Source organism: Arthrobacter sp. SO3, from assembly GCF_020532825.1.
Classification (GTDB): Bacteria; Actinomycetota; Actinomycetes; order Actinomycetales; family Micrococcaceae; genus Arthrobacter.
The window spans coordinates 9815-14121 of record NZ_MQTS01000143.1 but is presented as its reverse complement, the minus strand read 5'-3'; the positions used below and the strand labels follow the sequence as shown (position 1 = coordinate 14121).

3 protein-coding genes and 2 pseudogenes are annotated in these 4307 nt (G+C 69.1%); 1 reads left to right on the top strand and 4 read right to left on the bottom strand.

Annotated elements, in window-relative coordinates:
* From BJQ90_RS13540 to dxr, 4 genes and pseudogenes are all read right to left on the bottom strand, one after another.
* Nucleotides 1-241 (bottom strand): annotated as a pseudogene (locus BJQ90_RS13540) (hypothetical protein); the annotation flags it as partial.
* Entirely contained in the window at nt 238-1005 is a 768-nt protein-coding gene (locus BJQ90_RS13535) for a MarR family transcriptional regulator (RefSeq protein WP_226760771.1), read from the bottom strand. The gene BJQ90_RS13535 and the pseudogene BJQ90_RS13540, both read right to left, overlap by 4 nt.
* 366 nt (nt 1006-1371) lie before the next feature.
* Nucleotides 1372-2703 carry a M50 family metallopeptidase gene (locus BJQ90_RS13530; protein WP_226760770.1) on the bottom strand — a complete coding sequence of 444 codons (1332 nt, stop codon included), beginning with the start codon at nt 2701-2703 and terminating at the stop codon, nt 1372-1374.
* A gap of 18 nt (nt 2704-2721) precedes the next feature.
* Complete coding sequence (gene dxr / locus BJQ90_RS13525) at nt 2722-3906, bottom strand: 1-deoxy-D-xylulose-5-phosphate reductoisomerase (protein ID WP_226760769.1); 1185 nt, start codon at nt 3904-3906, stop codon at nt 2722-2724.
* 206 nt (nt 3907-4112) lie between these two features.
* On the opposite strand from dxr, the pseudogene BJQ90_RS13520 reads away from it, so the two are divergent.
* Nucleotides 4113-4307, top strand: a pseudogene (locus tag BJQ90_RS13520) (lipase maturation factor family protein); the annotation flags it as partial.

The window sequence follows — 4307 nt, the reverse complement described above, 5'->3', positions numbered from 1 at the left end:
AGGTGGCCGCGGGGCCTGCGGGGGTGGTGGTGGGGCTGGCGGCCGCTCCGGCTGCGGGGCCGGGGCCAACCGTGGCCGCGGGATCGACGGTGACATCCGACGCTGGGTCAATCGCCGGGTCGGCGGTGACGGCGTCCTGCCGGTCGTCGATGGTCCGGGCGAGCCGGAAGACCAGGGCCGTGACGGGCCAGCCGACGAAGCCGGAAGTGAGCAGGGTCAGGGTGATCCAGAGGGCGTTCATCGGTCTCCTTCCTTGCTGTCCGGGATGCGGGTATCCGGGTGCTCGGGCCGGCCCGTATCCTGGGCGCGGTCTTTGGACTGCCCGCCGGCGGCGTGATCGCCGACGATCGTCCCGTGGGCGAAGTCCAGCAGCATTTCGGCCGCCGGCCTCGCGGCCCATTCTTCCTGCCAGCCGGAGCGCAGCAGCGCACGGCTCACGGATTGTTCGGTGATTCCCAGTTTTTGGGCGGCGACTTTTTGCGTGCCGTGCGTGCCGGAGTGCCCGTGCTGTACCGAGCGCAGCACCTCCACGACCTTCCACTGGGATTCCGTCCGGTCCTGGACCAGCCGTCCGATCAGCCGCAGCACCGCCTCGGCGTTGGCGCAGGCCCGGGCGCCGGCGGATCCCGCGGGAGAGGGCGCGGCCTCCCCCCGGCGCAGGCCTCCGGAGACGATGGCGATGGGCACATGGGCGGACCCGGACTTGGCCTTGTCGACAGCCGTGCGGGCCGCCACGAACGCCGGCCCGGATCCTTCCCGCGGACTGGCAGGCAGCGGCAGGTCCACCGCCCCCACTCCGATGCCCACGTACCAGCGGCCACTGCGCAGGGCGTGCAGGGCAATCTCCACGACTTCCTCCGGGCGCTCGATGACGCCCTGCACTTCATCGCCCACGGAACGCTCGAAGCGCCCGGCGGTCGACAGCCCGGCCACCTCCGCCAGGAGGCCGGGAACACGGTCGACGTCGGCGCTGCTGCCGCGCTGGTCGATGGTCATCACGTACATAGCCCCACCCTAAAGGGCTGATCTTTGAGAATCAATCATTTTCAACTGATTACTGAAAATAAGCTGAAATAGGCTGATAGGGGATAAACAGTCCAATCCGGTTAATCGGCCCGGCGGGGATGTACCAGGCTGGACCGCGCTGGCCGGCGGGCGGGCTGAACCCGCGCGCGTCCCTCAGGCCTCGGTTCCCGGGCCGTGCTCGCCGCATTCTTCGCCGCCCGGCGCTGGCGTCCCCGGCTCGCGGATCGCGGATCGCTCCGGCTGGCTGGCATATGCGATCGCAGGGCTGGGACTCCCCCTCGGTCACGGGACATTTCCGCAGGCCAGAAGGCCGCCGGGCCAGCCGGGTCAGCCGGGTCAGCCGGGTCAGCCGAAGAGGTTGACCGGCTTCACGATGTCCGCGTAGATCAGCAAGGCGCCCATACCCATCAGCAGCACCGCCACCACGTAGGTGACCGGGAGCAGCTTGGCGATGTCGAACGCGCCGGGGTCCGGGCGGCCGAAGAGCTTGGCGATCCGGCGGCGGGCACCTTCGTAGAGCGCGCCGGCCACATGGCCGCCGTCGAGCGGCAGCAGCGGGATGAGGTTGAAGACGGCCAGGGCGAAGTTAAGTCCGGCCAGCAGCCCCACCAGGGTGGCCACCCGGGACTGCATCGGAACCTGCTCCATCGCGGCGACCTCGCCGGCCACCCGCCCCACCCCGACCACGCTGATGGGTCCGTTGGGGTCGCGGGGCTCTTCGCTGAAAGCCGCCTTGGCGACACCGGCCACGCGCGCCGGGAGGTTCACGACGACGCCGGCGATCTGCTTGATGTTCTCGCCCGCCATCGGCAGAACCGCCGACGCCGGCTGCTGCACGAGCGCAGTCTGCGCGCCGATGCCCAGGAAGCCGACGTCCTGGTACTGGAGGGTTCCGTCGGCGCCCTTGGCCTGCCGGCCGTCGTCGCCGACCACGGGACGGGAGGAGAGGACCGGTGTGACGGTGGTGGTGACCGGGGCGCCGTCGCGCTCCACCGTGATGCCGACCTGGCGGCCCGCGGACGCGCGGATCCAGGCGGTGAGTTCATCCCAGCTGGTTACGGCTTTGCCGTCGAAGGAGGTGATGACGTCGTTGGGCAACAGGCCCGCGGCGGCGGCCGGGGTGGGCTTGCAGTCGGCCGAGTCCGGGTTCACGGTTTCGCCGGCCTTGACCTGGCATTTGGAGACATCGGCGATGGTGGTGGTCTGGGCGGCAATGCCGAAGCCCATCAGCAGCACGGCCGTCAGTCCGAGCCCGATGAGCATGTTCATGGCCGGGCCGCCGAGCATGATGATGATCTTCTTCCAGACCGGCAGCTTGTAGAAGACGCGGTTCCCGTCCTCGGGGCCGACTTCCTCGTGGGCCAGGGAGCGGGCGTCCGAGGCGAGGGACTGGAACATGCCGGTGCTGGAGGGACGCACTGTGCCGTCCTCCTTGTTCGGCGGGTACATGCCGATCATGGAGACGAAGCCGCCCAACGGGATGGCCTTGAAGCCGTATTCGGTCTCGCCCTTCTTGCGGGACCAGACGGTGGGCCCGAAGCCGATCATGTACTTGGTGACGCGGACCTTGAACAGCTTGGCCGGCAGCAGGTGGCCCACCTCATGGAGGGCAATGGACACGGCGATGCCGATCGCCACAAAGACGACACCGAGGATAAAGAGGAGGACGGGACTCATGCTTCGATCTGCTGCTTCCTAGACGCTTTTGACGGCTAAACGTTCGTGGGTGCGGGCGCGTGCCCATCGTTCAGCATCCAGCACGGACTCCACTGTCAGCCCGGAGGATCCTGTGTGTTCGCTGAGGACTGCTTCGATGGTATCGACGATGTCGGTGAACCGGATCCGGCCGGCGTGGAATGCCATCACGGCCTCCTCGTTCGCTGCATTGAACACAGCCGGGTAGGTGCTCCCCTGTTTGGCGGCATCCTTCGCCAGCCCCACGGCGGGGAACGCCGCGGTGTCCAGCGGCTCGAACGTCCAGCTGGTGGCCTGGGTCCAGTCGCACGGCTGGACCGCCTTCGCTACGCGGTCCGGCCAGCCGAGGCCCAGGGCGATGGGCAGGCGCATGTCCGGAGGGGAGGCCTGGGCGATTGTGGAGCCGTCGATGAACTGGACCATCGAGTGGACCACGGACTGCGGGTGGACAACGACGTCGATCCGGTCCAGTGGGATGTCGAAGAGCAGGTGCGCCTCGATCACTTCCAGGCCCTTGTTGACCAGGCTGGCGGAGTTGGTGGTGACCATGAGGCCCATGTCCCAGGTGGGGTGGGCCAGGGCGTCCTGCGGGGACACTTGGTGCAGCTCGTCGCGGGTCATGCCGCGGAAGGGGCCCCCGGACGCCGTGAGGATCAGCCGGTCCACCTCGGCGGCGGAGCCGGAGCGCAGGCACTGGGCGATGGCGGAGTGTTCGGAATCGACCGGGACGATCTGGCCTTCCCGGGCCGCGGCCTTGACCAGGGCGCCGCCAACGATCAGGGATTCCTTGTTGGCCAGCGCCAAGGTGGCGCCGGATTTGAGCGCGGCCAGGGTGGGTGCGAGCCCAATGGAGCCGGTGATGCCGTTGAGGACCACATCGGCCTCGATCTCCGCGACCCGGGTGGAGGCGTCAGGTCCCGTGATGATCTCGGGCCGGTACCCGGTGGCGCCGGCCGCGCTGGCGGCGTCGTCGATCAGTGCCTGAAGGGTTTTCGCGTCGCCGGCCGCGGTGCCGATGGCCCGGGCCCGGGTGTGGACAGCCTGCCGGGCGAGGAGTTCGAGATTGCCGCCGCCGGCGCTGAGTGCCACGACCTCGAAAAGGTGCGGGGCGCCGTCGACGACGTCAATCGCCTGTGTGCCAATGGAACCGGTGGACCCGAGGAGGACGATCTTGCGCGGCTGCATGCTTCAAGTATCCCGCACCGGGTTCGGTGCTCGGGTTCCCCGCACTCTGCCCAGCCCGGCCGTCCGGGGGCACATTGCGCCCGGACACGCCGTCGGCTGGCCGGAAAGCCCTCATTGGCGCCTCAAAGCCGCCCCGGACGGACGCCGGACCGGCTACGAAGGGGCCGCGCATTGACGCCGCGGACCGCGGGCGTAACGTGGGAATCGTGGAGTGGACGGCCTGGTTTGACGCGCCGGAGTACGAGTTCGCCCGGCAGGCGCTGCAGCGCGGCATCGCCACGCTCTACTTCGTGGCGTTCCTGTCCTCGCTCAACCAGTTTCCGGCCCTCCTCGGCGAGCGCGGGCTGTTGCCGGTGCCGGAATTCCTGGCACGTTCCAGACGCCTGCGCAGGCCCACCCTG